Source organism: Brevibacillus sp. HB2.2 (genome assembly GCF_013284275.1).
GTDB lineage: Bacteria > Bacillota > Bacilli > Brevibacillales > Brevibacillaceae > Brevibacillus > Brevibacillus brevis_D.
The window spans coordinates 106,907-130,391 of the sequence record NZ_JABSUV010000018.1 but is presented as its reverse complement, the minus strand read 5'-3'; the positions used below and the strand labels follow the sequence as shown (position 1 = coordinate 130,391).

The 23,485-nt window shown below is 47.3% G+C and carries 23 protein-coding genes and 1 riboswitch; of the genes, 6 read left to right on the top strand and 17 right to left on the bottom strand.

All coding sequences use genetic code 11. From position 1 onward, the window contains the following. Positions 1–884: 884 nt before the first annotated feature. From thiM to HP401_RS15070, 3 genes are all read right to left on the bottom strand, one after another. Positions 885–1,694: a hydroxyethylthiazole kinase gene (gene thiM, locus HP401_RS15080; protein WP_173605575.1), complete on the bottom strand. Its 810-nt coding sequence runs from the start codon at positions 1,692–1,694 to the stop codon at positions 885–887. Next, a complete protein-coding gene (locus HP401_RS15075; RefSeq protein ID WP_231850498.1) occupies positions 1,660–2,202 on the bottom strand; it encodes a hypothetical protein in 543 nt (180 codons plus the stop codon). Before HP401_RS15075 ends, thiM begins: the two co-directional genes overlap by 35 nt. A 280-nt stretch (positions 2,203–2,482) precedes the next feature. Further along, positions 2,483–3,919, bottom strand: a complete 1,437-nt coding sequence (locus HP401_RS15070) for an RtcB family protein (RefSeq protein WP_173605577.1) — start codon at positions 3,917–3,919, stop codon at positions 2,483–2,485. A 182-nt stretch (positions 3,920–4,101) separates the two neighbouring features. Between HP401_RS15070 and HP401_RS15065 the strand changes: the two genes are divergently transcribed. The 3 genes from HP401_RS15065 to HP401_RS15055 all read left to right on the top strand — a co-directional run bounded on the left by HP401_RS15065 (position 4,102) and on the right by HP401_RS15055 (position 7,401). Further along, the gene (locus HP401_RS15065; protein ID WP_173605574.1) at positions 4,102–5,397 is read left to right on the top strand and encodes a helix-turn-helix transcriptional regulator; all 1,296 of its coding nucleotides are present in this window, start codon (positions 4,102–4,104) and stop codon (positions 5,395–5,397) included. Next, positions 5,384–6,193, top strand: coding sequence for a WYL domain-containing protein (locus HP401_RS15060; protein ID WP_173605573.1), 810 nt, complete (start codon positions 5,384–5,386; stop codon positions 6,191–6,193). The genes HP401_RS15065 and HP401_RS15060 overlap by 14 nt, the downstream gene beginning before the upstream one ends. A gap of 101 nt (positions 6,194–6,294) precedes the next feature. Then, entirely contained in the window at positions 6,295–7,401 is a 1,107-nt protein-coding gene (locus tag HP401_RS15055) for an N-acetylmuramoyl-L-alanine amidase family protein (RefSeq protein ID WP_173605576.1), read from the top strand. Here the strand turns inward: HP401_RS15055 and HP401_RS15050 are convergent. The 7 genes from HP401_RS15050 to HP401_RS15020 form a co-directional block, all read right to left on the bottom strand. After that, positions 7,386–7,862 (bottom strand): hypothetical protein, encoded by a 477-nt coding sequence (locus tag HP401_RS15050; RefSeq protein WP_173605572.1) that lies wholly within the window; start codon positions 7,860–7,862, stop codon positions 7,386–7,388. The genes HP401_RS15055 and HP401_RS15050 overlap by 16 nt on opposite strands. A gap of 170 nt (positions 7,863–8,032) precedes the next feature. After that, on the bottom strand, positions 8,033–8,689 hold the full coding sequence (locus tag HP401_RS15045; protein ID WP_173605571.1) for a YitT family protein: 657 nt from the start codon (positions 8,687–8,689) through the stop codon (positions 8,033–8,035). A gap of 278 nt (positions 8,690–8,967) precedes the next feature. Beyond that, positions 8,968–9,534: a bifunctional adenosylcobinamide kinase/adenosylcobinamide-phosphate guanylyltransferase gene (gene cobU / locus HP401_RS15040; protein WP_173605570.1), complete on the bottom strand. Its 567-nt coding sequence runs from the start codon at positions 9,532–9,534 to the stop codon at positions 8,968–8,970. Positions 9,535–9,546: 12 nt separating this feature from the next. Beyond that, a complete protein-coding gene (locus HP401_RS15035) occupies positions 9,547–10,323 on the bottom strand; it encodes an ABC transporter ATP-binding protein (RefSeq protein WP_015892190.1) in 777 nt (258 codons plus the stop codon). Positions 10,324–10,331: 8 nt separating this feature from the next. Next, positions 10,332–11,369 (bottom strand): FecCD family ABC transporter permease, encoded by a 1,038-nt coding sequence (locus HP401_RS15030; protein WP_173605569.1) that lies wholly within the window; start codon positions 11,367–11,369, stop codon positions 10,332–10,334. A 1-nt stretch (position 11,370) separates the two neighbouring features. Further along, entirely contained in the window at positions 11,371–12,366 is a 996-nt protein-coding gene (locus HP401_RS15025; protein WP_173605568.1) for an ABC transporter substrate-binding protein, read from the bottom strand. 156 nt (positions 12,367–12,522) lie between these two features. Next, a riboswitch (cobalamin riboswitch) is annotated at positions 12,523–12,671 on the bottom strand. Positions 12,672–12,822: 151 nt separating this feature from the next. Then, positions 12,823–13,767 (bottom strand): MBL fold metallo-hydrolase, encoded by a 945-nt coding sequence (locus HP401_RS15020; protein WP_173605567.1) that lies wholly within the window; start codon positions 13,765–13,767, stop codon positions 12,823–12,825. 156 nt (positions 13,768–13,923) lie between these two features. Between HP401_RS15020 and HP401_RS15015 the strand changes: the two genes are divergently transcribed. Further along, entirely contained in the window at positions 13,924–14,508 is a 585-nt protein-coding gene (locus HP401_RS15015) for a pyridoxamine 5'-phosphate oxidase family protein (protein WP_173605566.1), read from the top strand. 47 nt (positions 14,509–14,555) lie between these two features. Here the strand turns inward: HP401_RS15015 and HP401_RS15010 are convergent, their stop codons facing one another. Continuing rightward, positions 14,556–15,314 (bottom strand): MerR family transcriptional regulator, encoded by a 759-nt coding sequence (locus tag HP401_RS15010; RefSeq protein WP_173605565.1) that lies wholly within the window; start codon positions 15,312–15,314, stop codon positions 14,556–14,558. Positions 15,315–15,449: 135 nt separating this feature from the next. On the opposite strand from HP401_RS15010, the gene HP401_RS15005 reads away from it, so the two are divergent. Continuing rightward, positions 15,450–15,620, top strand: a complete 171-nt coding sequence (locus HP401_RS15005) for a hypothetical protein (RefSeq protein WP_015892197.1) — start codon at positions 15,450–15,452, stop codon at positions 15,618–15,620. A 50-nt stretch (positions 15,621–15,670) separates the two neighbouring features. Here HP401_RS15005 and HP401_RS15000 read toward each other — a convergent pair whose 3' ends face one another. Further along, positions 15,671–16,603, bottom strand: a complete 933-nt coding sequence (locus tag HP401_RS15000) for a manganese-dependent inorganic pyrophosphatase (RefSeq protein ID WP_173605564.1) — start codon at positions 16,601–16,603, stop codon at positions 15,671–15,673. A gap of 143 nt (positions 16,604–16,746) precedes the next feature. Here HP401_RS15000 and HP401_RS14995 point away from each other — a divergent pair, with 143 nt between their 5' ends. Beyond that, positions 16,747–17,517 carry a metallophosphoesterase family protein gene (locus HP401_RS14995; RefSeq protein ID WP_173605563.1) on the top strand — a complete coding sequence of 257 codons (771 nt, stop codon included), beginning with the start codon at positions 16,747–16,749 and terminating at the stop codon, positions 17,515–17,517. Between the two features lie 633 nt (positions 17,518–18,150). On the opposite strand, the gene HP401_RS14990 is transcribed toward HP401_RS14995, so the two are convergent. The 5 genes from HP401_RS14990 to HP401_RS14970 are packed head-to-tail and all read right to left on the bottom strand — an operon-like array spanning position 18,151 to position 23,477. Further along, positions 18,151–19,152 (bottom strand): ABC transporter substrate-binding protein, encoded by a 1,002-nt coding sequence (locus HP401_RS14990; protein ID WP_173605562.1) that lies wholly within the window; start codon positions 19,150–19,152, stop codon positions 18,151–18,153. Positions 19,153–19,194: 42 nt separating this feature from the next. After that, positions 19,195–20,220: a FecCD family ABC transporter permease gene (locus tag HP401_RS14985; RefSeq protein WP_173605561.1), complete on the bottom strand. Its 1,026-nt coding sequence runs from the start codon at positions 20,218–20,220 to the stop codon at positions 19,195–19,197. Then, positions 20,220–21,257, bottom strand: coding sequence for a FecCD family ABC transporter permease (locus HP401_RS14980; protein WP_173605560.1), 1,038 nt, complete (start codon positions 21,255–21,257; stop codon positions 20,220–20,222). Before HP401_RS14980 ends, HP401_RS14985 begins: the two co-directional genes overlap by 1 nt. Beyond that, complete coding sequence (locus tag HP401_RS14975) at positions 21,232–21,825, bottom strand: nitroreductase family protein (RefSeq protein WP_173605559.1); 594 nt, start codon at positions 21,823–21,825, stop codon at positions 21,232–21,234. Before HP401_RS14975 ends, HP401_RS14980 begins: the two co-directional genes overlap by 26 nt. Positions 21,826–21,857: 32 nt before the next feature. Beyond that, positions 21,858–23,477, bottom strand: coding sequence for an AraC family transcriptional regulator (locus HP401_RS14970; RefSeq protein WP_173605558.1), 1,620 nt, complete (start codon positions 23,475–23,477; stop codon positions 21,858–21,860). Positions 23,478–23,485 lie beyond the last annotated feature (8 nt).

Genomic DNA, 23,485 nt, shown 5'->3' with positions numbered 1-23,485 from the left:
TGAGCCTGCAAGCGTTCGCTTCGGCAAGAATTAATCTATCATATTCACAACATGATATCAAGTGATATTTTGAAAGTTTTTCCCTTTGTCCATCTCCGAGCCATTCATGCCAGGCGATTATCTATCGAAACGAAAAAAGGGAGATTGCCTAAAGCAACTTCCCTTCTTGTGCAATATGATACAAGTAGTATTCCTTTACAAGACGGAGTGATGTTAGTTGTCAAAAAGAAAACGCCGTTCAGTAGGCTTCCCCTGTTTGTACGGAAACTGGTGTGGGCCTGGATGCTCCGGGCCGGATGCGCCAATTGATAATGTCGACAGATGCTGCAAGAGGCATGATGAATGCTATGTAAAGCACGGCTATTTCTCTTGTCACTGTGATCAGGAGCTCGTACGCTGCCTTCGAAATAAAGTAAACAACACAACGGAAAAAGGGAGAATGGCCGGAATCATCTCGAATTTTTTCTCTCGTACAGGGTGCTTTCCCAGCAATCCTCGCTAGCCTTTTCTGAATCGTTTTCCTTGTCAGTTTTCATCCAAAAAACGGTAACAACTTGGACATGATTCAGACATAATTCCCTTGTTTTTCCTTGTATTTTTTTGGTACTCTATTGAATGTCCAAGGAGGGTACGCAACGTGGAATTGCACATACGAACAGACGCCAGTGTGGCACTGACGTTAAAGAGAGAAATTATTTGTCATGGTATTTCCCGTTTTTATGTCCGTCCATACGATGATGATCACGTTGAATTTATATTCCTATCACTCTCAGAGCACCAGAAGAAGCTGCTGTCTTATTCATTACGAAATTACAGCTACTGTCTAACATATCTAGCTTAATCGTTCTACGGCCATTTTTCTCCCCTTTTTTAAAGGGGAATTTTTATTCCCTTTTTTCGATGTATCCAAGACGGCGAACATCGTCTGCGGTCAAGTTATGCAAGGTATTCAAAAATTCGATTTGGAAACTGCCTGGACCTACTTCTGCTGCTTTCTCGGCTGCCAGCTGTGCAGCAACACCGTAGCATACCAATGCCGCAGCTCCTGCCATCAGCTTGTCTTTTGCAATGGCTGCAAACGCTCCCATAACAGACGTTAACAAACAGCCTGTTCCGGTCACCTTCGTTAAGATTGGATGACCATTATGGATCGAGTAAGTCGTTTCTCCGTCCGAAATAACGTCGACCTTGCCCGTAATCGCAACGATTGTTCTTAGTTTTTTCGCTGCTGCTCTCGCTAGGTCCTCGACATCTCCGCCAGCTTCCTTCGCATCTACACCTTTAATCTCCCACCGCTCCCCGATGACATTCGCAACCTCGGCAGCATTTCCTCTAATGAAAGCAAGGTCGAGTTCCTGCGCAAGACGTTGACTTGTCTCGGTTCGATACGATGTTGCTCCCGCTCCCACCGGATCAAACAAAACAGGCACTCCATGCTGATTCGCGGATTTTCCTGCGATCAACATCGCTTCAATCTCGTGCTCATTCAATGTCCCTATATTCAATACAAGAGCTCCGGCGATCTTTGCCATATCTGCCACCTCTTGTTTGGAGTAGGCCATGACAGGGGATGCACCGAGAGCTAACAAGCCGTTCGCTGTAAAGTTTGTGACTACTACGTTCGTTATGTTATGAACGAGTGGATTTTCCTCGCGCACTTTAATTAGTAATTGCCCGATTGTCTCCAGAATCATGATCGTTACCCCTTTCCTCCTGAACAGAGACTCGTGGAATCATCTTGTACACCTCGATGACTTCTCCTAATATAGAATGCTCTTGTATGACGCCAATGATGATATACGTGTGTTTTAAGATGGGTAATTCGCGCATATTCGCTACGATTTTCCACACTTTCCCATCATCATCCGTCACACTAGCACTGAACGAGACTCTTCCCGCCCCTTCTTTCAAGATATCCACGGCATCAAGCACTCCGCATATTTTCATCCGATCATCTGGATGCATGATCCGGTTTTCCTCGACCCATTTTAGCTTCATTTCTTCTACTTTTAGTGTTTTCCATCGATCAAGGAACTCCCAATCCTTGGAATGCGGAAATATATGCTTCGTTTGCTCAAGGAAGGTGTTGTACTCTCCGTGTAGCTGATCTACATAATCATCTACATCCTCAGAAATCACGCGAATCGAATTTTCTCCGCAAGTACGGATGTGGTGAGCCAGGTATTTGAAGGACTCGATCATGTCAAAGTTTCCCCAGCCCCAGGCCTGTTCGCCGAAAACTCCCCCCCGGGTTCGGCATTTTAGGCAGGTGAAGTAATAGTATGTAGGCATATCTGTTCCCCTATCTCCCCTATTTTGTCTCTCTTTTGGTATCGGTTGAGGAAGCGATGCAATTTATGTTACATTCGAACCTATTTTTTGAAACTTTTCAGCAATTTGTTCACAATTTAACTCCTGTATTTTAGTGTAAGTTAAATCACAAAAGGTGGCTCCCCCAAAATTTTCAGGAAGCCACTCTTCATTATACTCCTTTTATGGCAATAAGAGGGTTACATTTTGCTACGACAGAGGCAAGATTTGCTCCCACAACGGAATCAATGATTTGATCCACATCTTTATAGGCTTGCGGGCATTCATCAAGGATGGAAGCGAGCGAACGGTGATTCACCATGATCTCATCTTCCTGTCCCACGCGCATTGCCTGCTCGAATTGATCGATGGTCACAAGCTCCTTGGTTGCTTTGCGGGAACGAACACGCCCTGCACCATGACAGATCGAATAAAAGTTTTTGGCGCCAGCCTCCGATCCAACCATGATATAGGACGATGTTCCCATAGAACCTGGAATCAATGCTGGATGTCCCGTTTTACGGTAAGCCTTCGGATTTTGGAAATGGCCTGCTGGCAACGCCTTCGTCGCTCCTTTGCGGTGGACGAGCACCGGCGTATTGCGATGGAATTCTTTCAAGGCATAATTATGCATCAGATCATACAGGACTGGTGTACGCGTCTCTCTACCAAAAATATCGCGAAACGCCTGCTCTACTGAAAATCCAATCATATGCCGATTCGTTACCGCAAAGTTCAGTGCGGAGTACATCAAATTCAAATACTGTTGCCCTTCCTCGCTTTGGATCGGAGCATACACCAGGCTTGGCTCGGGATTATGAATCCCCCATTTGTACATAACTTCCTTGAAGCTTTTGGTGTAATCCCTCCCTAACATAGCCCCCCACGCCCGCGAACCGGAATGAATCATGATGACGACCTGGCCGTCGAACAGTCCCCACGCTTTCGCAATTTCCCTGTTCTCCTCCGCGATCTCGATATGTTGGATTTCAATAAAGTGGTTACCGCCCCCTAATGTTCCCAACTGGCCCCACGCACGACTCCAAGATTTTTGCGGTATTTGCTCCAGGAAGGAATGGTCGAATTCAAATGTGTACTTTTCCACATGCGAGAAAGAACGGCTAAAGGTGTCAGGCGCTGCTTCTGTGTCTGGAATGTAGTTGCTCGGCAGTCCTTGTAAGCCATGCTTCACCACTTCCTCCAAGCGAATATCCGTAAAATGCGTATTTCCCCGCTCGTTTGTCGGGACGTACGCTTCGATCGCCTCGATCAATGCCCGCTTTAGGCTCTTGTCTTTGAGGTCGTCTCTATGCAATGGAGTCAGATGCACACGCATTCCACATCCAATGTCTGATCCGACGATGGATGGCGAGACAAATCCATCCGCAAAATTCCAAACCGCTGTCGTCCCAATGCAAGTCCCAACGCCTACATGCGCATCAGGAGTATACGAAAAATAAACATTTCGCGGAATACGCAAATTATTGTCTGCCATTTGGTATACGCGTTCACCGAAGCTCGCAAAGACTTCGTCATTCGCAAAAACGTGCACATTTCCATGCTCCAGCTTCACTTCTCGATGGTTGTTTCCATGCAAAATTGTTTTCATCATCTATTTCTCCTGTCTCTCACAGCTGCGCTGTTTTTCATACCCTTATTTTCCATCTGCGCATGTGTTTTGAACATGGTAAAAGTATTACGAACCTCACTTTCTCATTGACTTCTCTTCAGCCTCTTCGTAATATGAGGACTAATTTGGAAATAAATGACGAGTGAATAAGGATGAGTGTAATGGCACGCGAAAGCTTTGACAAAGAGCTGCAATTGCTCCGTCTCCTGTTTTTAACCGCTGGTGCCTACAATCGGCAACAGTTAGCCGAGCGACTCGGGATCTCCGTTCATACGCTTGATAAAACGATGAAAAAGCTGAAGGACATCCAATCGACCTTTTATCAGCATGTCGACGATGAGGAGAAAAAAGAGTATTACACGCAGCTTCGTTACAACTATTTTGAGGTGACGGACAATTTCTTGATGTTTTTGTACCATGCGAAATCATTGAAGGATTCGGAAGTAGAGCGACTTTCGCACATCTTGGAAAAGCTTAAACAACAGCCCCTCTCCATTAAAGAATTACTGGAGACGTTTGTAGATACAGAGCCCGATGAAAAAACAATCCGCCAAGACATGAAATACCTCGAAGAAATTGGTGTGATAAAAAATGTTAGTGAGGTCAGACCGTACGTTTATCAATTCGATGACGAGCTACTGGTCTCATTGACGGACGACGAGCTTTTGGATCTATACGATTTCATCGACTTCATGGCCAATACCCAACTACCGGCTGTCCCTGGTTATCTTCTGCAAGAAAAAGTGAAGCGCTATCTCAAGCATCGCTTGAAGTTAACCGATGCATCTGCGTTTTTATACAAATATCATTTCGTCTCACGTATTCTCGATGAATATCAAGCTTTACTTCTCACGGAAGCCATTCGTCAGCGAAAAATCGTTGAATTTCACTACTACACGCCCAAACGCCGGAAGTTTTACGATTCTCAAAATACGAATCCGACTTTCCAACGGGATACAACAGGGCAACATCAAAAAGCAATTCCACTCCGGGTTATTTTTGATCATCAATACGGCAGATGGTACTTGCTGGCACAAGGATGCGGCAATGGTCCGCTGCGCAAATACCGTGTGGAAGGTATGACTAAGCTCGTAACAGGCAAATCCGTTACGCCGGAAATCTTCACTTCCTTGCAAGCAGATGCAGATGAGCGTATTGCGCACAGTTGGCTGATTGATACCGGAAAACTCGTAACGGTACGCCTTCGCTTTTTTCAGCCTCGCGACACGCCTCATTCCTTTATCCAAGAGCGAGTGGAGGCACAGGGGCAATGGGGGATTGTGACAGAAGAATCACGGGAGAGCTTTGTGTACGAGATAAACGTGAACAGTACAATGGAAATTACACCGTGGATTCGCAGCTTCGGTTCGAGCGTGGAAGTTCTTGAACCGCTGTTTCTTCGCAAGCAATTCCAAAAAGAATGGGAGGAGCTGCTCGCCTACTATGAATCTGTTTGACAAGATACATAATTACCAGCTAGTGACACGACTGGATGAAGCGGGGGTTTATCCAGTCACCTCACACGAAAAAGCGTGGCTCTCCCTGATGCTGGCGAATCCGTCTGCGGCAGAAATTTTCGAGCCCGCTACACTCGATAAGCTTCGCCGTTTGACACATACGCCAGAAAATGAATGGACCGAACAAGAACGATTCGTAGAAAAAGCGCAAACACAGGCCAAACAGCTCTGGAGCCCACTCGTGCGCACCCTGCGACGAATCATTCTCGGCAAGAATCACATAAAAATAACCGCAGCCACGAACAAAGGCCCGGTTTTTCGCAATCAACGAGGGGTTCCCTACAAGCTGGAATATTCACTTGCCAAGAAGGCCTGGTACCTGATCTGGCTAAACATGTCTACCAATCGCCTGATCACAACTCCGCTGCATCTCATTCGCTCCGTTGATGAGCTTTACATAGAAAATGTATGGTATGACAGTTTTTTACCGGCTATTTTGGAACAGATCCAACAGCGCAAGCAGATGGCCAAAATTGTAGTCATTCGTCGTTACAACGCTGAGCTCCAGCGCATATTGTACGCGTTTTCCTGCTTTGACAAAGAGGTCGCTTTTGACCCAGAATCGCAGGTGTACACGATCACCCTGCACTTTCTTTCCGACGAACAGGAGTTTATTTTATCACGCATTCGTTTTCTCGGCCTGCGGGTAAAAGTAGTAGAAAACGATCAGCTCAAACAGCGAATGGCAGAGTCGGCAACGAACGCCTTGGCAAGATATACCGAAACTCCACTTTAATTGTCCCAAAAAATCAGGAAATCATACCCTATTCGATTTCCTGCATTTCCCTTATCATAGTTCAGGTGAGATATAGCTAATCCAAGTCAGAGGTAGAAATGATGAAAACAACATGTAAAAAAGCGTCTCTCCTATGTGGGCTATGGCTTAGTCTGTCATGGCCGTTTCATACGGAGCCTGCGCAAGCAGCAAGTGTCATCCAGGCAAAGGTGGTCGCGACCTCTCTGAACGTTCGCAGTGAACCAGCCCCCAATGCCTCTGTTGTCGCTACCGTGCCACAAGGAGCCGTCGTGACCATTACGGATGAAGCATATGGTTGGGCAAAAATTAGATACAATCAAAAGGTAGGCTGGGTCGCGGGGTATTACTTGCAAAAAGGAGCGGTAACGAGTGCGGGTTCAGCTTCTTCACCAGCCAAAACAGCCACTGTCAAAGGCCAGCAAGGTACGGTTTTGGCCGATTCGCTTCGAATGCGCAAAGGACCAAGCACGAGCCATGAGATTGTCCTCTCGCTACCCAGAGGAACCCGTGTAGATATTTTGAAAAAGCAAGGTGACTGGATCCAAGCGAGAACTTCCAATGGACAGACAGGCTGGGTGTCTGCGACATATATTGGCGATGCCAAGGCCAACGCTCCGGTGACCAAAAGCACCAAATCGCCAGGCTTAAAAGGAAAAGTCATCGTCATCGACCCGGGACATGGCGGTTCCGATGTCGGGACACAGGGAACGAAGTGGAACAGCATGGAAAAAACGTTGAATTACAAAACGGCTATGCTGCTCGCCAGCAAGCTGCGACAACGGGGTGCGCAAGTCTTCATGACGAGGACAAGTGACACAGAAAAGCCTTCGCTAGCGCAGCGTGTCGCTTTTAGCGAATCAAAGGGAGCAGATGCCTTCATTAGCATCCATTACAATTCTTCTGTGAAGCCAAATAGCGGTACCCTTACTTTTTATTATTCGCAAGGCAAGGATGAGCCATTAGCTCGAGCGATTGAGTCTCGCTTGGCAAGTGGCATCGGTTTAAGAAGCAACGGCATTTCATTCGGCAATTATCACGTCCTGCGCGAAAACAATGATCCGTCCGTCTTAATTGAGCTTGGCTTTCTATCGAATTCAAAGGATGAAGGCATCGTCCGTACATCGTCCTATCAGGACAAAGCTGCCCAGGCGATTACGGAAGCCCTAGCAGATTACTTCGGGCGATAATCGTACGGCTGGACATTGTAGGAAAATAGCTTCCGCTCGAATTTCCCTTTGGCACCAATGATCTGATACCAGGTCTCGCCGATCAACAAGTCGGTAGCGAAATCTTTGTCCAGCAGATTGGTGATCGTCTCCATGACCACTTTTTCATTGTCCTTTTGGATTTTCAACGACAAGGCCAGGACGAAATATGCCTGGTCTTCTTCCATTTCCAACAGATGCAGACGGGCTGTACCGCGGCGTTTGGCGTTGAAACCCTCGATCACATTCGACAGCCCTTTTTTTGCCTGCACTTTATACTTTGTCGCTTCCTTCCAAGAGGAAATAACTGCATCGTACAGCGAAAACGTCAGAATGAAATGGCTGGCGTAATCGTTCGGGCTAAAAGGCTCCGGTCCCATTTGCTTCTCATCCGCCGGTATGACGACGAATGCTTTATAGTTGCTAAAAAACGGATCGCTCATGGCAGGTCCTTTCCATCGATAGTATCTGTGTTGGTTAGTATCCACTAGGAAAGCATGATATTATGTACAAAAACGGTCATAAACACTCAAAAGACCAAGTCGACATGAAAACCGACTTGGCCTTTTGCTTGCTTTTGTATAGGCATGTTTTTCAACTGAATATCTACTCATTACCGGTGGGTTATCGAGACGCTTCCATGCCCGTGCTCCTCTTCCATGACCTCCACGCCTGCACCATGATTGACGGTCCAGGTGATGACTTGGCTGGAAATGACAACGGCCAAAATGGTATACATCATCTCTTTCATCGGTACGAACCAGAACGACATGCAAAGCACAATAACGTCCAGTAAAAGAAAGACCGTACCAATGGACAATCCCGTGTACTTACTGATCAACAGGGAGAAAATATCGTCTCCACCTGTCGCAGCTCCATAGCGCAGAACCAATCCGGTACCTAGCCCGGTCAATACACCGGCCAAGACAGACGCCAGCGGCATCATTCTGCTCATATCCATGACAATCGGTGAAAATCGTTCAAACAAATCGTAAAACACGGTAAAAGCAAGTGATGCAAAAATGGTGTCCCAAATGAACTGGCGGCCTCTTACTAACCAGGCAACCAAAAACAGTGGAATATCCAGCAAAAGCATCACCATCGCTGGCGACAAGTCAAAGGCGTATTTCGCCAGTAACCCCAAGCCAACAAACCCACCTTCAGACAAATGGTTCTGAAAGTTAATGTGATAATACGCAAAAGCAAGTAAACAAGCTCCAAACAAAATCATACTATAACGCTTAGATAACTGCAGCGCTCTCCTCATCATGGTTTCCTCGCATTTTTGTCGGTTTAGGCACAGACGACCAACCGACTACCGAGGAACATCGCAAGTATAAGTCGCTACTCATACAAATGGCCTCACTTTCGTAGTAGATTAGTCGTCTTCAGTGACGATCGACTACTACGAAGCTAGATGTAGGAGAGGTCAAAACGTTTCCAGATCGTCCTATGGGGACGCATGGTATCCTGATCCCTTCCATGGCTTTTCTTGTATTATATCATAAAAAAGGTGAAAAGACGACTCGAAACCGTCTTTTCACCACGTTAAAATCGGAAAGCTTGTCCTTTTAGTTCCATCGGAATCCCTGCTGTGACAAGAAAAACTTGATCGGCAACAGCTGCCACGCGCTGATTCATCAGCCCCGCCAAGTCTCGGAACATACGGCCTAACGGATGTTGTGGGACGAGTCCGTCGCCTACTTCGTTTGTGACCAGCAAAACGGTGCCATGGTAGTCTTTTAGCTTGTTTACCAGCACATCCACCTGCTGGAGCACACCCTCAAAAGACTGCTCCTCCCGATCATGCAAAAGCCAATTGGAAAGCCAAAGGATCAAGCAATCAATCAAAATCACTGTCTGCTGTTCTTGTATGTCCTTTTGTGCTCCGAGCTTCGTCAGCCATTCTGTCAATGCATACGGCTCCTCAATCGTTTGCCAAGGAAAGTTGGACTGCAAGCGGCGATCGCGATGGTGCAAGATCCGCTCTTCCATTTCCTCATCAGTGATTGGTGCGGTCGCGATGTAAACACCCGAGGAGCCCAAATGAGCCGCGTATTTTTCGGCAAACGTGCTTTTTCCGCTGCGTGCTCCACCTGTTATTAGTACGATCATGCTTTTGTCTCCTTACACTTGCGATTGCAAAATAATTTGCGGCAAATGATGAACAGGATGCTCCATGACAATCGGTCTGGTTCCGTATACAGCCTCTATTCTGTCACTTTGCAAAATGTCTTTTGGTGTGCCGACGCTTATCTGCTTTCCTTTATGCAGCATCAAAATGCGATCGCAGTAGAGGGAGGCCAGATTCAGATCGTGCAGCACAGCAATGACCGTCACCTGTGTCGTCTTTTGCCATTTTCGCACGATGTCCATAAGCTGAATCTGGTACCCGATATCGAGGTAAGTCGTGGGTTCATCGAGCAACAGCACCTGAGGTCTCTGAATCAATGCCTTCCCCAAAGCTACGCGCTGCTTTTCCCCACCACTCAACTGATCCAGTGTGCGTTCTTCCAAATGTTCAAGGCCGAGCATTTGTACGATTTCATCAATAAGCGATGCGACATCCTGCTTCTCTTCCCCCAGCCAATTTTGGTAAGGAAAGCGCCCCATCTCCAACACCTCTCGGACTCGAAAGCCCACTGGCGGCAGCCCCTCTTGCTCCAATACAGCCAATATTTTTGCAAGCTCTTTGCGTGGATAGGAATGAAGCTTTTTCTCCTGAAGCAAAATATCTCCTGCATCTGCCTTGATGACCCCTGAAATCATTTTCAGCAAGGTGGATTTACCGCTTCCATTTGGTCCGATAATGCCAAAAAATTCTCCCTTGTCCACGCAAAAATCGATTCCGTGCAAAACTGGCGTATCCTGATACGATTTTTGCAAGCTGTGCACATTGATCATTGCATACGTTACCTCTTCCTAAAGCGTTTATTTTGCTTTAATAAATACGCGAAAAACGGTGCACCCAGAAATGCTGTCACGACACCGAGCGGGATTTCCGTTGGACTTAGCAGCATTCTGGCGAGAGTATCGGCCCACAGCACATAGATACCACCGCAGATCGCAGCCATCGGCAGTAAAATTCGATAGTCAGGACCGACAAGCATACGGACGAGGTGCGGTACCACCAGGCCAACGAACCCGATAATTCCCGCGATAGAAACCGCCGCTGCCGTCAGGAGCGTCGAGACGACCAGAACCACCAGCTTCGTTCGATCTACATGGACGCCGAGATGCGCAGCCTGCCGCTCGCCTAACGCAAATAGGTTCAAGGAACGCGCATAGCTTACCAGCACTATTCCGCCTATGACCAAGTACGGAATCAAGACATACGTAAAGGCCCAGCCCCGAAATGACAGGCTGCCCATCAGCCAGAACACGATCTCATTCACCGTCTGATCCGATAGCGACACCATAAAGGAAACGAGTGAGCCGAGAAAAGCCTGCACAACAACACCAGACAAAATCAGGGTCTCCGTTTGTAGCTTTCCTTGGGTGTTCGCGAGTCCGAGTACGATCCATAAACTGAGCAGTCCTGTAAGAAAAGCGACAACAGGCGTGCTCCATGCACCCAAAAAGCTGATTTGCAAGCCAAACAGGATCAAAAAGGCTGCTCCGACAGCAGAACCGGATGCCACGCCCATCGTAAATGGATCTGCGAGCGGATTGCGCAAAACTCCCTGGAAGCCCGCCCCCGCAAGAGACAAGCAGGCGCCAATCAAAACAGCCAATACAACGCGTGGAAAACGAACCTTCATGACAATTTGCTCAGATGACTCCGGCCACGTTACGGTGATCCACTCAGACAAGCCCGGGATTTGATGGAGCAGGATGAGCCATACTTGCGAAATGGGGAGGTGTGCCGCCCCCATCGAGATACTGATGACTATTGAAGCCAGAAGGACGAGACAGCTGGCTCCTCCCCATATGAACAATCGATTCTTCATTTTATTTCACCAAGTCAGGGTAAATCGCCTTCGCTACTTTAATCAAGCCTTGTGTAATACGCGGACCAGGACGGGACAAAATATTTTGGTCCATGCCAAAGATTTGTTTTTCACGAATCGCCTTCATTTTATCCCAGCCATTACGCTTGGCGATCATATCCTCCAGCTTGACGCCAGTCTTTTCATCGGTAATTCCACTCGCATACAAAATGACGTCTGGATCGTTTTGCAAAATCTTTTCTTCACTGATCGGATTCCAGCCCTGTGTATCAGAAGCAATGTTCGTCGCTCCAGCCAGTGTGATGAGCTCGTCCATGAATTCACCTTTTCCGACTGTCCAGCCTGGGGAAAACTCAAGGTATACCTTTTTCTTCTCTTCTGGTTTTACATGTTTCACTGCTTCTTGAACGTACGCGATATCCTTCTTCATTTGCGCGACAACTTTTTCGGCTTGTTCTTGTTTGTTAGTGATAACTCCCATCGCCAACACATTGTTTAGGATGTCATCCATCTTTGTCGGATGGGTAATGTAGACGGGCATCCCGAGAGATTTGAGCTTGTCAGCCACTGGCTTCTCCATCGAAATCCCACCGACGACCATATCTGGCGTTTGAGCGAGAATCGCTTCTTCATTCGGTTTGACGACGCCACCAATTTTCGGTTTTGTCTTCGCCGCTTCTGGATAATCATCATAGTCTGAGACAGCTACGATCCGATCTTCCAAGCCTAATGCGAACAAAATCTCTGTCTCGGCAGGTGATGTGGAGACGATTCGCTCAGGAGCTTTTGCAAAGGTTACTTCTTTTCCTGTCGCATCCTTGACTGTCAACGGATACGTTGTTTGTTTTGCAGACTGCTCGGCTGTATTCTCTTGCGGTGCTGTCTGCGGTGCACTGGTTTGTCCACCAGGTGCTGGCTGGCTGTTATCGTTACCCGCACAACCTGCGAGGCTCGCCGCAACAAGTAGTGGGATCATGAATCGCAATGAACGTTTCATATGTAAAACTTCCTTTCTGCGTGTCTGATTGACTGTACCTTCCAATAAAAAAAGCGACCCTTGCTTCCATTCGGAATTCAAAGGGTCGGCACCTCAGGGCAAACAGACAGGATGGTCTGCTTCCTGAAATAGGCCGATCCTTTCCGCGAAGGCAACAGGCACAAAAACAAACAGGCAGGTCTCCTGGCTTACGGCTGAGGAACGAGCCGATTTACAGTGGCGGGACCGCGTCGGATTTTCACCGACTTCCCTTTTCACCCGATCTTTTTGAGAAAAGACGAGGCACCTATTTGCTGTTACGTTTGAAATTGTCACAGTCCATGACTCATCCTACATCATAGCATTCCTTGGATGAAAAAAGAATGACAAACACGTTAGCCATTACTTTCTTGCCTGCTAAAAATGAAAACGCCTGAACAAAAAGTTCAGGCAAATGGAATGCTTTTGGCAAAGCTTTTACCCTCGTTTGTGCAAATAATCCAGAATGCCCATGGCGCACACCTGTAAATCGAGCTTGAGTACTCCGAAAACTTCGTGGTCATCATTGATGCCTTGTAACTGTAGATGCTCCGAGACTCGTTCCAATAACTTACGAGACAGATCAGCATAGGTTTGTCCAGCAGCAAGTGTTGATTCTCCTTCCGCCACAAACACTGGGAGCCACTCACGTATTTGACGGTACACATCGTCTACCTGTTCAGACATCCCAAAATGACCAAAGTAAATACGATTCAGCTTGCGCGCTTCAAATCGACGTAGAGACGCTAACATGGCATCCGGGTCAAACTGATTCGGAGAAGTAGATGGCAGCACGAGGTGTACACCATCCTTTTTAAGCTGCGGATAAAGTACACCTGCCGTATCACCTGTGAACATGCCGCGGCTAACGGGATCGTAGATGCTGAAGTGATGATTGGCATGCCCTGGCGAATCCAGAAACTCCAACACGCAATTCGCTCCGATCTTTAGTGTATCCCCGTCTCCACGAATCAAAATCCGCTCTTCGGGAACAGCCTCAATCGGATCAAACAATCGATCAAAATCATCATGATACACCGCTCTCGCCCCTGCGATCAGTCGGCTTGGATTAACGAGGTGACGTGCACCTTTCGGATGGACGACGATCTTTGCGTTTGGGCAATCCTTTAGAAAAAGTCCCACTCCTCCCGCATGATCCAAATGAATATGCGTCACAATGATGTATTTTACTTGTTCCGGGGTAAAACCGAGCTTGGCGAGGCCGGTCTTGATGTATGGGACGGAGGGGCTTGGCCCTGTTTCAACCAAAGTCAGTTCTTCTTCAGCGATGACATAAGTCCCCGTGCGTTCCGCCCAGCCCATATCGAAACCGTCTATTAAATGGATGCGCTCCCCTAAGTAAATTGGCTGTGATGATTGCATGTAAATGCTCCTCCTTTTCAAAGGTGATTTTGTTGCGAGAATATTTACACTTTATCATCAATTTGGGACGTACTGGTAATATCAACACAAATTCTTCATATTTTCATCGTAATATGAGGGTAGTAAAAACAATTCTTTTACCTGGAGGGGTGCAAAATGGGTCAGCTTTTCTCTGAGTTACGACCTGAGCATGAGAAGTTTATCAAGAAGCAGCGAATGTTCTTCGTTGCCTCTGCTCCTATGGACACAGATGGTCACGTGAATCTTTCACCGAAAGGGTACGATTCCTTTCGCATCCTATCGCCTACCGAGGTGGCCTATTTGGACCTGACCGGAAGCGGAAACGAAACCAGTGCTCATCTACAGGAAAATGGCAGGATTACTCTCATGTTTTGTGCATTTGAAGGCCCCCCTCTCATCATGCGCTTATTCGGCAAAGGAACGGTTATTCTCCCAGATTCGCCTCGGTGGGATGAGCTTGTAAAAGACTTCCCGCTTCTGCCCGGTGCTCGTCAAATCATTACCGTAAACGTACAGGAAGTAAAGACTTCTTGCGGCTGGGCTATCCCCTTCTATTCCTACTCAAAAGAACGCGACACCCTTCAGAAATGGACTTTGGCTAAAGACGAGCAGGAACTGCTTGCTTATCAAAAGGAAAACAACGTAGTAAGCATGGATGGCTTGCCAACACCCTTGGGACAAAAGCTTTTTCCCGCAGTAGGTGGGGATAACGAAGCGTAAAACGCAAAGAAGCTGCCTTGCTCGCAGCTTCTTTGTTTGAAAACTCTTTACTTGCTGGTATAAATGACCACTGCATCGCGGAGAAACTCGGCTACACCTGGCTGTTCCTTGTCATAGTAGGCAGTAAAGCGCGGGTCATCGACATACATCTGGGCAACACCTGCGTGCGCTTCTTTGCTGTAGCTGTCCCAATAAAAGCTGAGCCATTGACGGTGAAGATCTGCTGCTTTTTGCGCCAATTCATGAGCAGGATCACCTGTCGAAAAAGCCTGCGCCAATGTATCGTGCAGCTCTTCGTTCAATTTCTCCAGCGCGGCATACTGTTCTTCTGTCATTCCTTTGACCATCTCATTCGATTTGTCGATTTGGTCATTTCCGTATTTCGCTCGAATTTCTGCCCCGTACTTCTCTTCATTCTCATCAATCATCTTTTGCTTGAAGCCTTCAAATTTTTGTTGGTCACTCATCGTTTTGGTCCCCTCTCTTTGTGCTAATGTCAAATCGACATTGGCGATTAACGCATCCAATTGCGCTCGCCTTTCCAGGAGCTTCTCGCGGTGCTCCCACAGTGCTCGGTCAGCATCAAAGGTTGGTGAATCCAGGATCTCCTTGATCTCCTCCAAGTTCACACCCAGCTCGCGGTAAAAAAGGATGTGCTGCAATCGATCAACCTCTAGCTGTCCGTAAATGCGATACCCTGACGAATTGATTCTCGCCGGCTTGAGAAGGTCAATTTCATCGTAGTATCGGAGCGTCCGGGTGCTGACACCCGCCAGGAGTCCTAGCTTTTGCACCGTATATTCCATGTTCATTCCTCCTGACAACTTGATCGTACACATTTACGGACCGTCAATGTCAAACACATTTTCACAAAAAATTGGCGTTACTCTCTATCCATAATTTGTTAAAATAAAGATAACGCCATACAAGGGGGGACTTCGATGCTCTATATCATCGGTTTCATTGTAGCCGTAGTCGGTGCCGGATGGGGATTAACAGGGCTGCTTAGCCTCAAAGCCAGAGATAAACATGCCATCACCCATTACAGTGACGATGCTTATGCCCAGCAAAACTTGTTCCAGATGCACAACAACCCTTCTCAAGGAATGTAAAAATAAAAAATGGCTGCCCGCATCCTGTGCATGGCAGCCACCTTTCTTTTTTACAGAGCTTGGAATGTATCAGTCAATACCGGTACGATTTGCTTCTTACGGGAAACAACGCCCTTCAGAACAGCTTTGTTGTCCACCAATGTTACTTGGTACGCTTTTTCTACCGCTTGTGTTGCGCTACCAAGAGCGATCGCAACAGAATCGTTGTTCAAGATATCCGTTACAACAAACACGAATAGGTCCAAACCTTTTTCAGCGATGTTTGCGTTCATAGCTGCTTCCAGTTCGCCTTGGCGTGCAAGTACATCATTGACATCTACTGCATTTACTTGTGCGATTTCTACTTTCGCATTGCCCATTTGGAATTCTTTTGCATCCAATGTGAGCAATTGCTCGATTGTTTTGTCGCTCAAGTCTGCCCCCGCTTTGAGCATGTCCAGACCGTATGCTTCCAGATTGACACCTGCGATTTCAGCCAGCTCATGAGCAGCCGCTACATCTTGCTCCGTGCAAGTTGGGGATTTCAACAGCAACGTATCCGAAATGATAGCAGAGAGCATCAAGCCCGCCATCTCTTTTGGAATGTCTACGCCGTTTTCTTTGTACATTTTCTTCAAAATGGTAGTCGTGCATCCAACTGGCTCGGCACGGAAGTAGAGAGGATTGCTCGTCTCAAAGTTCGCAATACGGTGATGATCGATCACTTCTACCACTTGCACTTGCTCAATGTCATTTGCGCTTTGTTGGCGCTCATTGTGGTCTACAAGGATGACTTCATTTACTTCATTTGCCACTGTTTCTACGAGGCGCGGCTCTTTTACTTGGAAGTAATTCAACACAAACGCTGTTTCGCTGCTGATTACACCGAGGCGTACAGGCTCTACATTCGCGCCCAATTTTGCTTTCAAGTCAGCGTACACAAGTGCTGAACAAATGGAATCTGTGTCTGGATTTTTATGACCGAAGATTAGTTTTTTTTCCATCATCCATACTCCTTAATCGTAATTTGGCTTCCAAATTATACCACAGCTTTGAGGATATGCCCAAGATACATTATAGGTTCAAATCGGATCATTGAAAATACGATTTTGAAGATCAATCAGGAATGAACGAGAGGCGATGTGAGATGAAAGTAGCAGCTCTGTATGACATTCACGGGAATGCCCCTGCACTACAGGCTATATTGGTAGAACTGGAATCAGTGAAGCCTGATCTTATTGTCATCGGGGGTGATACGATCTCAGGCCCGATGCCCGTCCAAACACTTGAACTACTGTTCCAATTGAATACACCCGTGCAATTTATCCGTGGTAATGGCGAGCGTGAAGTACTTCTCACATTTGACGGAGAGGCTCAGGCTTTGGAAATGTCCGATTCTGTCCGAGAAATCACGTCATGGGTTGCGGAGCAATTGAGCCGCTCTGATCGTGACTTTCTGGCGCAACTCCCTCTTACCTATACGTTAAATCGAGAAGATTTTGAGGACGTGCTATTCTGCCACGCCATTCCCACCAATGATGAAGATATTTTCACTCCACTCACTCCGGATGCAATTGTGGCCGCTTACTTTGAGGGGACGCAGCAACGAACAGTCATCTGTGGTCATACACATATCCAATTTGAACGTCGCCTTAGCGATCTGCGTATTCTCAATGCCGGAAGTGTGGGCATGCCGTATGCCGACAAACCGGGGGCATACTGGTTATTGCTTGATGGTGACAGCTATGAGCATCGCTTTACACCCTATGATGTAGAAGCTGCTGCAAAACTTATCGCTTCTACGAACTATCCGCAAGCTCAGCAGTTTGCCGAAGAGAATGTCCGAAAAATACCTGCGGTTCAAGAAACGATCGAATTTATAGAGGCCCTGGCACAAAAAAAACGACCCTCTATTTAATTAAAGGTGCTCCTATCGTGGTCATGACTACTTTTTTCATAGGATCTCGCTCCTTTTTTCGACTGGTTGTTTGATCTCCTTACTCATAAAAAGGGCAATGGATGAGAAAATAAAGGAGACCTCTCACCGAATCATGATTGCCGGTGAGCCACAGCGATTAACAAAAAGAGCGAGTGTCTTCTACTGGCAAAAACGATCTATTCCGGCTGTAAATCGACGCAAATGAAGCATCCGCACTTTTGCGTGCTTTCCGCTTTTTTCCGTATAATAAAAGCAATCGAGAGGACAACAGCCGACTCGATGACATAGGAAAGAGAGCGTGAATGGCAGTGTAATACATATCGTTTCTAACTACTTTCTATTTTTTCTTATATGAGAAGGAGAAACGATTTTTCGTGGAATCACCCCTTTTGAAAAACATCTTTTTTTGAATCTATTTTTTCGTAACGATGCATACAGTCATCATGTCCGTTATGACCTTAGAAGTGAAAAACCCAGCACGAATCCAATTGGCACAAGCAACACAAGCTATCTCCTCTGCCTATACGGAATCAGATAATCGGAAATGAAAAAAAGCACTCTACTAATCTTGTAGAGTGCTTCTTATATGGTTACGAACCTCAGGGAGAATTTCTATTTGCCGAGATTGTTCTTAATGGCTTCCAATCCAGCGATTTCTCCCAGGAAGAACGTATCGCCCGCGAGTGTATCCATCGTGTAAATCTGGTTGTTTTTCACTGCTTTGAGGTTTTTCCAGACTGGATGATCCCCCCAGATATGAATCAACCCTTCCGGCTCCTCCGCTTTCGCCGATCGGCGGTTCTCAGCAATAAAGATATGATCGGGAGCGAGCTCACTCAACGCCTCGATTCCGATACGCCCCCCAATCTTTCCATCCTCGGGCAATCCTACTATCGGCGTTAGTCCCACTTCCTCATAGTAAATCGGGAAGTTTTTGGGATGCATCACCGTAAAATCCTTGCCATTCGAAACGAGGAATAGCACCGCTTCTCCTTTATGTTTGTCTGCTGCTGCTTTTGCTTCGCTTTTCAGCTTATCAAAATCGGCCAAAACTTGCTTCGCCTTTTCTTCTTTGCCAATAACTTCAGCTATTTTCATGAGGCGGGTGGGTGCATCCACTGAGAAATCAATGACGATGGAGTCAGCCATTTTGTTGAATTCCTCAAATCTGGAGCCTTTTCCGGTGCTTGTCATGACAATAACTTCAGGGTCCATCTCCAACAAAGTCTCCAAATTCGTTTTTCCACCCAGATCCTTCACCGTTTTCCCTTCCGCATACTTCGCAAAAATGGGTGACTTGCTTTTGGTCGACTCAAAGCCTTCCGATACAATCGGAGCAAAATCTAGCACGAGGAAGTAATCGGTTCCCATGATATCAACAGAAGCGACACGCTCCGGCTTTTTCTCCAGTGTGACTTCCCCCATCGCATGCTTGATGGTTCGAGGATACACAGGCGCCTCTGTCCCTTTTGTATCGGGTTGTGACGCTCCTGCCTCAACCGTTTGCGCTTTATTGGTAGCGTTTGTGTCTGTAATCGACTGTCCTACTCCGCAACCCGCTACGACGGCTGTGGCTAAGATTACGGACAGAATGCCTGATAATTTCTTTTTCATATCGATTGAACTCCTTTTTTCATCCCCTGATTTCAACGTGTCTTACCCCTTTGTCCGGATCAATAAATACAGAAAATAAGGCCCCCCAATGAGGGAAATAACAATACCCGCTGGTACTTCTGTAGCTGGCATGATGCTTCGCCCTATCGTATCCCCGGCCAATACGAGCAATGCACCGACGAGCGCCGTAATGGGCAGCATGTATTGATGCTGGGGTCCGACCAATCTGCGCGCGATATGCGGGCCAAGCAAACCGATAAAGCCTATGCCTCCACCTGTCGCTACACTCGACGCAGCCAAACCAACCGCCCCGGCCATCAAAGCCAGTCGCTCCCGTTGAAGAGATACACCCAGACTTGCTGCAATATGTTCGTTCATACTGAGCAGGTTCAGTACATTTGCCTTCCGATACACGTACGGTAGCAGAATCACCATCCACGGCAAAAGTGCCAGCACGAACTTCCAATTGGAACCCCACAACGATCCCATTTGCCAAGTGACGACAAACTCGAGGTTTCGTGGATTCAACTGAAGTGTCAAAATAATGCTGATGGCGCTAAGTCCTGCCCCTACGGCAATCCCTGTAAGCAAAAGACGAGTAGGAGATATGCCGTGCCCCTTCTTGTATGCAAGCATATAGATGATTGCTGCTGTGGCAGTGGCACCGATGAGTGCGAGAAATGGCATCAAAAAAGGCGGAGCCATGTTCGTCGCGGGATAAAGAGAGACGAACAACAATACGGCCAGTCCAGCACCTGAACTGATCCCAAGAATGCCAGGGTCAGACAGACCATTGCGAGAGATTCCTTGCAAAATCGCCCCCGATACAGCAAGCCCAGCCCCAATCATGACCGCAATCACCATACGAGGAAGCCGCAGCTCAAACAACACGAGACTCTGCTTTTTCGAGCCCTCCCCCAGCAATGTCTGCAACACCTCGAAGGGCCCAATACTGTACGGTCCCGTGTTCAAGCTCAGGACAAAACCGACAAGCAAAAGTACTGCGAAAAGAAGGATCAGTCGGACACTACGGCTTTTTCTTTTGTGAGAAAATTGATCGATGTCCACTACCACTCCCTCCTTTCCTTACGTGCCAGGTACAGGAAGAAGGGGACCCCGATGACAGCGATAATGGCGCCAAGCGGTGTTTCGTAGGGCATCGATATCATTTTGGCTCCGATGTCTGCAAAAACAACCAAAACGCCTCCCATGACTGCCGAACAAGGAATGATCCAGCGGTAATCAACCCCGACCAGAAAACGGATGATGTGCGGGACGACAAGACCGACAAACCCGACACCGCCAACCGTTGAGACCGAAGCACCTGCCAGCACCATGACGACAACCGCCGCCAAACCCTTCACCAGTCTGGTCTTTTGTCCGAGTCCCGCTGCAATCTCTTCTCCCAGACTCAAAATGGTAATGGAGCGAGACAGGATCATGGCCACAATGATTCCTCCCACAATCCAGGGCATCATGACGGATACTTGAAACCACTCCGCTGTAGAGATCCCCCCTGCTGACCAGAATGCCAGATCGTAGTTGATCTGAAAGAGGAGGGATATCGCCTGACTAATCCCTGATAGGATAGAGCTAACGACTGCCCCCGCCAACGCGAGCCGTAAAGGTGTCAAACCGTTTTTGGAAAAATAGGCCAGCCCATAAACAAGCCCTACTCCCAGACCCGCTCCTATAAAAGAAAAGAGAACAATAGACTCAAAAGGGAGTCCTGGCGCAAAAGCAAAAACGAGTACAAGTACGAATCCAGCCCCTGCATTAATGCCCATCAAGCCCGTATCCGCAATCGGATTTCTCGTAACCCCTTGCATGATAGCTCCTGCTACGGCAAAAGCAGCTCCCACCAGCGCTCCTGCCAAGGCACGCGGCATTCGCAGTGATTGAATAATGACGTGATGCTCATTGCTAGAATCGTAATGAAAAATCGAGTTCCAAACGGTGGCAAACGAGATATTCGCCACTCCTGTGATAATGGATGAACCTAGCCCGAACAAGATGCCGCAGATCCCCGCAACAATCAACACGGTCGCCATCCACGGCCTGGTTCGAAGCGAAGTATTTTTAGTGATCGGCTGTGACAGTGACATTTCCCTTCTTATCCTCCAGAGCAACGTTCGAATGAATCACGGTCAGCTTGTCGTTTGCAGCCGTTCTCGCTCGTGCTTCCGGGATGACCTCCGGAAAGCCAAGCTGAAGCATTCCTACGAGCTTTTCCTCCGCACGTACCCCTACCGCCTGCAAAAATCCTGCTTGATACGTGAACGGTTCCGTTTTCCAAACGACGCCCAACCCCCGCTCCCACGCCGCTAGCTGAAAGTTTTGAATCAACGTGCAGGCTGCCGCATAGTCCTCTTCCCGTTCTCTTTGCCGAGAGTCTTCATGAACGATTACCAAAAGATATGCCGGGACGCGTAAAAGCAATTCCGGATCTCTTTTTTTCATGGCGTTTTGAAGAATGGCATCGACGACAACCTGCTTGCCTTCCTCCATATACAGAACGAATCGCCAAGGCTCGCGTAGTCCGTGGTTAGGTGCCCAGACAGCTACATCCAGTAACTCACGAATCAATTCCAGTGGAATCGGGTCTGGCTTGAATTTCTTTATGGTTCTGCGGTCACGGATCGCTTGTGCAATCGGATACAATGATGGTTCCATCTCGTTCCCTCCAATAATAGTGATACTCATTCTCAATCATTATCACAAACTTGTGGACGCAAGAAAATTGAAGAACCTGATTCCTTTTTTGTACATTCCTGTGACTCTGCAAGATGCGTGAGCGCCTCTGATATGGCCTGCTCATGGCCGAGTGCGGAATAATGCAGCCAAGGATATACCCCAGCTCGATGTACATTTCCCTTTAATCGATGCTTGCGTACATCCGTTCGAATTTTCCTTTCGTCGAAAAGCAGAATATGATCAGCTTGAAAATCTTGTAGCTCATCCAGACTCGCGATATCCAGAAAGGCAAAATGATCTGTTCCCACCGGAGGTCTTACCTGAAGATCTCCGTACAAAAGATCGGAAATTTTCCGCCTTCTCGCACCAAATATACGGACTCCTCCATCCCAAGCCCTCACTGCCATAACGGTTTCATTCCCAATTTTTTTGCGGATACGCTCGCGGGCTGCAACTGCTTTCAAATCATAATAATAGAGCCAACTCGTCGCCACCTCTGTAATTCCCAGCATGGCTGCTATCTGCTGCAAATGATCCCGCCAGGTCGTTGTTTTGAAAGGAATGAGCTGTGTCGGTGCAATGGCTGCCAATTGTTCAAGCCAGGGTGCAACCTGATCTGTACCGACAATCAAATCCGGCTCCATCTGGCGTAGACGGTACAGGTCAAATTCCAGTGTGGCTGCTTCCATCTGGGAGTACGGTCTCTTTTGCCGATGCTTTTCCCAAACAGGAATCAGATGTTGGACCGAAACCCCCAGTGCGAGCAGATCACCGATGATTGCTGGATGGAGTACGGCGATTTTCTTTTGTAACGATTTCTTGAAGCGATAAGGGGGAACGCCAACGATCTTTTTAAACATCCGACTGAAATAGTACACATCCCGATAGCCCACTTCATTAGCTACCTCAGGAATCATCACGTCCTCCGCCACCAGAAGCTGACAAGCCTTCTCCATTCGTTTCCGATTGATGAATTGCAAGGGAGTGAGCGAGGTGTACTCCTTAAACTGCTGATAGAAAAGGGTCGGCGTCATTCCTGAGTAGCGAGCCATCTCCTCGATCTGAAAAATCTCCTCACAATGCTGCTCCATATGCTCAGCGATCCCTTGAAGAAGTTGCTGACGATCTGTTTTTTTCTCTTGCAGCGTAATTCCAGTCATAATCGCTTGCCATAGCTTCCAAAAAAGAATTTGCATGGTTGCCTGATCGAGGTGATCTTTTCGCCATGCCAGATGCAATTGTTCGATGTGATGGTGAATTAAAGAGATTGTTTCGATATGGTACTTCCCCTGGATCGGTAGCATCACTTCGTTTATGAGCCACCCTTCCCTTTCTTTTCTGGCATGAGCAGCAAAAAGTGCCACGTAACAAACATAGATGCTCTCCGTAATGGGCAAAAGGGCGAGCCCTTCCTGCATATCCTCTCGAGATATAACCATGCAATCTCCTTGGTTAAGCATCCCTCCTGTCTTATCCAACCGAAACGACGCCCTGCCCTCTATTACCAACATGATTATTTGTTCGCTTCTATCTCTCGCTTCTACAAGCTTCCATTCTTTTGAAATGGACAAAACTTGCACATCATTTACAGTGATGACATTCGGATCACTATATGTGTCTGTTTTTCTCATAAATAACT

Coding starts and splice junctions, on each gene's coding strand:
- thiM (WP_173605575.1), bottom strand. CDS start 1,694: ATGATTCTGGAGACAATCGGGCAATTACTAATTAAAGTGCGCGAGGAA.
- HP401_RS15075 (WP_231850498.1), bottom strand. CDS start 2,202: ATGATCGAGTCCTTCAAATACCTGGCTCACCACATCCGTACTTGCGGA.
- HP401_RS15070 (WP_173605577.1), bottom strand. CDS start 3,919: ATGAAAACAATTTTGCATGGAAACAACCATCGAGAAGTGAAGCTGGAG.
- HP401_RS15065 (WP_173605574.1), top strand. CDS start 4,102: ATGGCACGCGAAAGCTTTGACAAAGAGCTGCAATTGCTCCGTCTCCTG.
- HP401_RS15060 (WP_173605573.1), top strand. CDS start 5,384: ATGAATCTGTTTGACAAGATACATAATTACCAGCTAGTGACACGACTG.
- HP401_RS15055 (WP_173605576.1), top strand. CDS start 6,295: ATGAAAACAACATGTAAAAAAGCGTCTCTCCTATGTGGGCTATGGCTT.
- HP401_RS15050 (WP_173605572.1), bottom strand. CDS start 7,862: ATGAGCGATCCGTTTTTTAGCAACTATAAAGCATTCGTCGTCATACCG.
- HP401_RS15045 (WP_173605571.1), bottom strand. CDS start 8,689: ATGATGAGGAGAGCGCTGCAGTTATCTAAGCGTTATAGTATGATTTTG.
- cobU (WP_173605570.1), bottom strand. CDS start 9,534: ATGATCGTACTAATAACAGGTGGAGCACGCAGCGGAAAAAGCACGTTT.
- HP401_RS15035 (WP_015892190.1), bottom strand. CDS start 10,323: ATGATCAATGTGCACAGCTTGCAAAAATCGTATCAGGATACGCCAGTT.
- HP401_RS15030 (WP_173605569.1), bottom strand. CDS start 11,369: ATGAAGAATCGATTGTTCATATGGGGAGGAGCCAGCTGTCTCGTCCTT.
- HP401_RS15025 (WP_173605568.1), bottom strand. CDS start 12,366: ATGAAACGTTCATTGCGATTCATGATCCCACTACTTGTTGCGGCGAGC.
- HP401_RS15020 (WP_173605567.1), bottom strand. CDS start 13,767: ATGCAATCATCACAGCCAATTTACTTAGGGGAGCGCATCCATTTAATA.
- HP401_RS15015 (WP_173605566.1), top strand. CDS start 13,924: ATGGGTCAGCTTTTCTCTGAGTTACGACCTGAGCATGAGAAGTTTATC.
- HP401_RS15010 (WP_173605565.1), bottom strand. CDS start 15,314: ATGGAATATACGGTGCAAAAGCTAGGACTCCTGGCGGGTGTCAGCACC.
- HP401_RS15005 (WP_015892197.1), top strand. CDS start 15,450: ATGCTCTATATCATCGGTTTCATTGTAGCCGTAGTCGGTGCCGGATGG.
- HP401_RS15000 (WP_173605564.1), bottom strand. CDS start 16,603: ATGGAAAAAAAACTAATCTTCGGTCATAAAAATCCAGACACAGATTCC.
- HP401_RS14995 (WP_173605563.1), top strand. CDS start 16,747: ATGAAAGTAGCAGCTCTGTATGACATTCACGGGAATGCCCCTGCACTA.
- HP401_RS14990 (WP_173605562.1), bottom strand. CDS start 19,152: ATGAAAAAGAAATTATCAGGCATTCTGTCCGTAATCTTAGCCACAGCC.
- HP401_RS14980 (WP_173605560.1), bottom strand. CDS start 21,257: ATGTCACTGTCACAGCCGATCACTAAAAATACTTCGCTTCGAACCAGG.
- HP401_RS14975 (WP_173605559.1), bottom strand. CDS start 21,825: ATGGAACCATCATTGTATCCGATTGCACAAGCGATCCGTGACCGCAGA.
- HP401_RS14970 (WP_173605558.1), bottom strand. CDS start 23,477: ATGAGAAAAACAGACACATATAGTGATCCGAATGTCATCACTGTAAAT.